Origin of the sequence: Falsigemmobacter faecalis, from assembly GCF_003863335.1 — a bacterium.
Taxonomy (GTDB): Bacteria; Pseudomonadota; Alphaproteobacteria; order Rhodobacterales; family Rhodobacteraceae; genus Wagnerdoeblera; species Wagnerdoeblera faecalis.
In genome coordinates, this window is the sequence record NZ_RRAZ01000073.1 from 1 (window position 1) to 3,412 (window position 3,412).

3 protein-coding genes and 1 pseudogene are annotated in these 3,412 nt (G+C 60.1%); 3 read left to right on the forward strand and 1 reads right to left on the reverse strand.

Annotated features, from left to right (window positions below):
- Positions 1 to 252: 252 nt before the first annotated feature.
- From EG244_RS19900 to EG244_RS19910, 3 genes are read left to right on the forward strand one after another with little or no spacing between them, the layout of a single operon-like run.
- The gene (locus tag EG244_RS19900; protein WP_124966892.1) at positions 253 to 1,200 is read left to right on the forward strand and encodes a methionine ABC transporter ATP-binding protein; all 948 of its coding nucleotides are present in this window, start codon (positions 253 to 255) and stop codon (positions 1,198 to 1,200) included.
- 6 nt (positions 1,201 to 1,206) lie between these two features.
- Positions 1,207 to 1,875, forward strand: coding sequence for a methionine ABC transporter permease (locus EG244_RS19905; protein ID WP_124966893.1), 669 nt, complete (start codon positions 1,207 to 1,209; stop codon positions 1,873 to 1,875).
- Positions 1,876 to 1,889: 14 nt separating this feature from the next.
- The gene (locus EG244_RS19910; RefSeq protein ID WP_199738044.1) at positions 1,890 to 2,699 is read left to right on the forward strand and encodes a MetQ/NlpA family ABC transporter substrate-binding protein; all 810 of its coding nucleotides are present in this window, start codon (positions 1,890 to 1,892) and stop codon (positions 2,697 to 2,699) included.
- A gap of 431 nt (positions 2,700 to 3,130) precedes the next feature.
- Here EG244_RS19910 and EG244_RS20770 read toward each other — a convergent pair.
- A pseudogene (locus EG244_RS20770) lies at positions 3,131 to 3,343 on the reverse strand (integrase core domain-containing protein); the annotation flags it as partial.
- Between the last annotated feature and the right edge of the window lie 69 nt (positions 3,344 to 3,412).

Below are 3,412 nucleotides of genomic sequence, written 5' to 3' on the forward strand. Positions count from 1 at the left end.
GGAGCCGGTGGAGAAGGACGGAAGACCGACACCTTCAGGGGCTGATTCCGCGGAATCGGTGGAATCAATCGATCTGCCCCCGCCCGCAGACGGCGAATCCGGCCTGTGGTCAGGCATAGCCCCTGCTTCTGACAGAATGCCCGTTCCCTCATTCTCAACCCGCGCGGGACGTTGCTCCGGGGACCACTGAAAGATAGGAAGCCAATTCCTGAGAGTTTCGGATAAGGTGCAGGTGATGAAGGAACGGGCAGTATGATCTCTCTCAGCGCGGTTTCGCGGCACTTTGGAACAGGCCCCTCCCGCGTGGCTGCTGTCGATCAGGTGGATCTCAATATCCCTGGCGGTGAGATTTTTGGGGTCATCGGCTATAGCGGTGCGGGTAAAAGCACGCTGATCCGCCTGCTGAACGGACTTGAGCGTCCGACGGCGGGGCGGGTGATTGTGAACGGGACCGACATTGGCGCCGCTTCTGAGCGCGCTTTGCGTCAGGTCCGCCCGAAAATCGGGATGATCTTTCAGCACTTTAATCTTTTGTGGTCCCGCAGCGTCCGGGGTAATATCGCACTGCCGATGGAAATTGCGGGTCTGCCGAAGGATGAAATCCGCCGCCGGACCGAAGAGCTGATCGGGCTTGTGGGCCTGGAAGGTCGCGGCGACCACTGGCCGTCGCAGCTTTCGGGCGGGCAAAAGCAGCGGGTCGGCATCGCAAGGGCGCTCGCCAATCAGCCGGATGTTCTGCTTTGCGATGAAGCCACATCGGCGCTTGATCCTGAGACGACGGACCAGATCCTGGATCTTCTGGCCGGGATCAACCGCCGCCTCGGGCTGACCATCGTGTTGATCACCCATGAGATGCATGTCGTGCGGCGGATCTGCAGTTCTGTGGCCGTTATGGAGGCCGGGCGGGTGATTGAGACCGGTCCGGTGGCGCAGGTCTTCACCGCCCCGCGAGAGCCGGTGACGCAGCGCTTTATCGGACAGATCCCGGCCCCCGAGCCGAAAAGCCTGAGCATTCGCCTGCCCGATGAAGCGGCGCAGCGGCTGCTGGCGATTGCCGCCTCCCCTGACCTTGGCCTCAGCCTTAAAAACCTCACCCGCGAGGGGAACGGGTTTCGCGGCGAGGTGTTAATCCGGCCTCTGGCCCTTGCCGATGGTGTTGCGCAGCTTCGCGCCGCCGGAATTGACGTCTCGGAAGGGTGACCGGATATGTTGACTTCTCTCTTCCCGCGGGTGCGGGCCGACCAGCTTTGGCAGGCGACGCTCGATACACTTTATATGACCGGGGTTTCGGGTCTGTTAACGGCAGCGCTCGGGCTGCTGCTTGGTGCTGTTCTGTTTCTGACCTCACCGGGCCAGCCGCTGGCCAATCGTGTGGTTTACCGGGTGATGTCGCTGATTGTGAATATCGGCCGCGCCATTCCTTTTATCATTCTTCTGGTGCTGCTGATCCCCTTTACCAAGGCGGTGATCGGTACGATTCTGGGGGTTAATGCCGCCCTGCCCGCGCTGATTTTGGGCACGGCACCGTTTTATGCGCGCCTCGTGGAGATTGCCTTCCGCGAAGTCAGCCGCGGTGTGATTGAGGCGACCCGCGCCATGGGGGGCGGCATGGGGACGATTTTGTTCCGCGTGCTGATCCCCGAGGCGGCCCCCGCGCTGGTCTCGGGCATGACCGTCACGCTGATCGCGCTGGTGTCTTATACCGCGATGGCCGGGGCGATTGGCGCCGGCGGCCTTGGCCATCTGGCCTATCTCGAAGGTTTTCAGCGAAACAACCGTCAGGTCATTTTCGTCGCAACGGCGGTGATCCTGCTGCTTGTTTTCGCAATTCAATTCGCAGGTGACCGCCTGACGCGGCATCTCGATAAACGCTGAAGAAAGGGTTTCTCATGATTAAAAAAGCTCTGGCCGCCGTTGGCCTTCTTGCTCTCTCGACCACTGTGGGTCTGGCTGAAACCACCCTCAAGGTCGGCGCATCCCCGGTGCCCCATGCTGAGATCCTGGAATTTGCAAAGCCGCTGCTGAAGGAAAAAGGCATCGCGCTTGAGGTGATTGTGTTCCAGGATTACATCCTGCCGAACGCCACGCTGGCCGGAAAAGAGATTGATGCCAACTACTTCCAGCACGTCCCCTATCTGAACCAGGTTCTGGCTGAGAATGAAGGCAACCCTGAGTTCAATCTGGTCAATGCCGGTGGCATCCATATTGAGCCGATCGGGATCTACTCCAAACGCTGGAAATCGCTCTCGGAACTGCCGCAGGACGGCAAAGTCATCATGCGCGACTCGGTCGCCGAAGAGGGCCGTATCCTGTCGATCTTCGCCCGCGAAGGCGTGGTAAAGCTGAAAGAGGGCGTTGAGCCGGTGGCGATCCGCATCACGGATATCGTCGAGAACCCGAAAAACCTCACCTTCCTGCCCAATATCGAAGCCTCGCTCCTGCCGCAGGTCTATGCCAATGATGAGGGTGATGCCGTCACCATCAACGCCAACTACGCCCTCGGCGCGGGCCTCGACCCGGTGAAGGACCCGGTCGCGCTTGAGGCGGCGCAGAACAACCCCTACGCCAATATCATCACCGTTCGTGCCGGTGATGAAGAGCGCGCCGAGATCAAAACCCTGATCGAAGTGCTGCAGTCTGAAGAAGTCCGCGCCTGGATCAATGAGACCTACAAAGGTGCCGTAATCCCGGCTGAGTAATAAGCCCGGCCTTCGCGCTTCACAGCGGCCCCTTCGGGGGCCGTTTCCATTTGAGCCAGGCCCTGTTCCAGGGGTGAGCAGCCCGGTAGCGCATATGACCTTTGGGAGTGCCTGCCCCTTCAGCCAGCAGGGTTATGACCGGAGGTCCGGAAATTTGTGAAGCGAATAAGAACAGCTGAGCGCGCCATTTGTCTGTCGAAGACCCTCATCCCGAGACATTGCCCGGAGCGTCGAATGCAGGTCCTCTCCTCGTCAGGACAACAGTTTCCCGGAGACTTTTCTGTTTCCCCACACCTCAACCCGGCTACTGACCTGCCACGGGATTTTTTCTCCACCGTTGATGAGAGTCCGGCCCAGCTTGATCCGCTACCCAACTATGGACCACCCGAAGGCAGAGTTTTCCGGCTTATGAAGTGAGACCGCCTTCTGGCTCACCCGAGGCTGGAGTTTTCGGGTGTTTGGCCGGGGCTCGGGCCGGAAGCGGGCTCCGGATTTGCCCGTTCGCAGGGCGTCTTGTCGCCAATGGCGCCATGCGGTCGTTCGGTGTTGTCGTCGCTCAACCAAGTCTCCATCTTTTCCTTCGCATCTGCAAACGTCATGAACCCGTGAGCGCTGAGACACTCCTCGCGGAAGCGGCCGTTAAACGTGAGGAGGGATTAGTGTTCAGCCCGGGGGACTGTTTCCCCCGACGCAGGATGAAGGCGTTATCGGTG

Bases quoted from the DNA above. Each gene is read 5' to 3' on its own strand.
- EG244_RS19900 (WP_124966892.1), top strand. From the start codon at position 253: ATGATCTCTCTCAGCGCGGTTTCGCGGCACTTTGGAACAGGCCCCTCC.
- EG244_RS19905 (WP_124966893.1), top strand. From the start codon at position 1,207: ATGTTGACTTCTCTCTTCCCGCGGGTGCGGGCCGACCAGCTTTGGCAG.
- EG244_RS19910 (WP_199738044.1), top strand. From the start codon at position 1,890: ATGATTAAAAAAGCTCTGGCCGCCGTTGGCCTTCTTGCTCTCTCGACC.